The organism is Streptomyces sp. NPDC059037, assembly GCF_042740015.1.
Classification (GTDB): domain Bacteria; phylum Actinomycetota; class Actinomycetes; order Streptomycetales; family Streptomycetaceae; genus Streptomyces.
In genome coordinates this window covers 1-1,359 of record NZ_JBHYIG010000529.1, presented here as the reverse complement: position 1 = coordinate 1,359, position 1,359 = coordinate 1, and the positions used below count along the sequence as shown (strand labels likewise).

Sequence of the window (1,359 nt, the reverse complement as noted above, 5' to 3'; positions counted from 1 at the left end):
TCGTCGAGCACACCGATCAGCCAGATCAGCGCGGCACCGGAGAGCAGCGCGCGCGGCTCGTTGGAGCGCTCGAAGACGTCGTTCAGATTCGGCAGGTGGTCGGCGACGAGCAGCCCCGCGCACAGTCCGAAGAACATCGCGATCCCGCCGAGCCGGGGCGTCGGCTCCCGGTGCACGTCGCGGGCGCGGATCTCCGGCATGGCGCCGGCCACGATCGCGAACTTCCGCACCGGGCCGGTCAGCAGGTAAGTCACCGCGGCCGTGATGCAGAGCGTCAGCAGGTATTCACGCACGGGCTTCCCCACAGGTATCGCTGGCCATCTCAGCCCCAGCCTAGCTATGTACGCCTGGGGCTGAGCACGCTCGGTGCCCTGACGACGAGGCTACGTCTCAATGCCGAAGGGTACGCGCGTCCGGGCACGCCCACCTCCATGGGTTGTCGGCTCGGCCACCCACCGCCATACCACGTGGCACCTCAAGTCGTGCGACGCCGACAGCCGCAGCATCCAGCATTTGCGCAATTTGCGGCCTCAACTATTCACCGCTCAACGTTTTCCAACGAGTGTTCGATGCAAACAAGCCAACATCCACAATGCACGATGCCCCGCGCCACCGGATTGGGTGCGCAGGTTAGCCGCTTACCTGCATCTTTACCTGAAACAACGCCTCTCAAGTCGCCCTCCCGGCGGCTGGATAAGACCAATTCAGGACATTCACAGCAGCGCGACCTCCCCGAGCGAAGATCACCCATTGATTCCATTCGCTTACGCACGATAGAAATGCATTGCAAACGGGGGTCGGCATGTGCATGACCGAATGTCGATACCCTCTTTGGTATACCAAGGAGGAAGAATGCGAAGGATTGCAGGAACCGCTCTCGCCGCAGTCATCATGATGGGGACACTGGGCGTTTCGGGTAGTGCTGTCGCGGCTGAACCGCAGGCCGGTACCACGGTGTCCGTTGCCTCGCAGAGCGCTTCGGGAGACGTCGAGGCTCAGCGGCGCAAGTGCGTATCTGTGAAGAAGTGGTACAACAAGCGCTTCAACCGCATGGTGAAGGTCAAGAACGCCTGTGGCTACAAGGTCTGTTTCTCGGTGACCATGGCGGCGTCGAGGGATCCGGAGTTCGCGATCGGCGCACGCAAGACCGGGGACTTCCGCTACGGCGGCATCGCGTGGACGAAGGGCACCGGGATCAAGCGCGTCTCTTGCTGATTACGTGGCCGAGACTCGCTGAGTAGCCCCGTCAATTCTGGGCTCAAAGAGGTGGGCCGCGCCCCGGGGGCAGGGGCGGGCCCCCGGATGTAGTGTAAGACACGCGGACGGGGGGGTCCAGGCGCCAACGACGCCCCAGGACGC

Annotated in this window: 1 protein-coding gene and 1 pseudogene; one reads left to right on the top strand and one right to left on the bottom strand. The window is 63.4% G+C overall.

Features of this window, described 5'->3' with window-relative positions:
• Positions 1-293 (bottom strand): annotated as a pseudogene (locus tag ACFWY6_RS45425) (undecaprenyl/decaprenyl-phosphate alpha-N-acetylglucosaminyl 1-phosphate transferase); the annotation flags it as partial.
• Between the two features lie 559 nt (positions 294-852).
• Here ACFWY6_RS45425 and ACFWY6_RS45420 point away from each other — a divergent pair.
• Positions 853-1,215: a hypothetical protein gene (locus ACFWY6_RS45420; protein ID WP_384703793.1), complete on the top strand. Its 363-nt coding sequence runs from the start codon at positions 853-855 to the stop codon at positions 1,213-1,215.
• Positions 1,216-1,359: the final 144 nt, after the last annotated feature.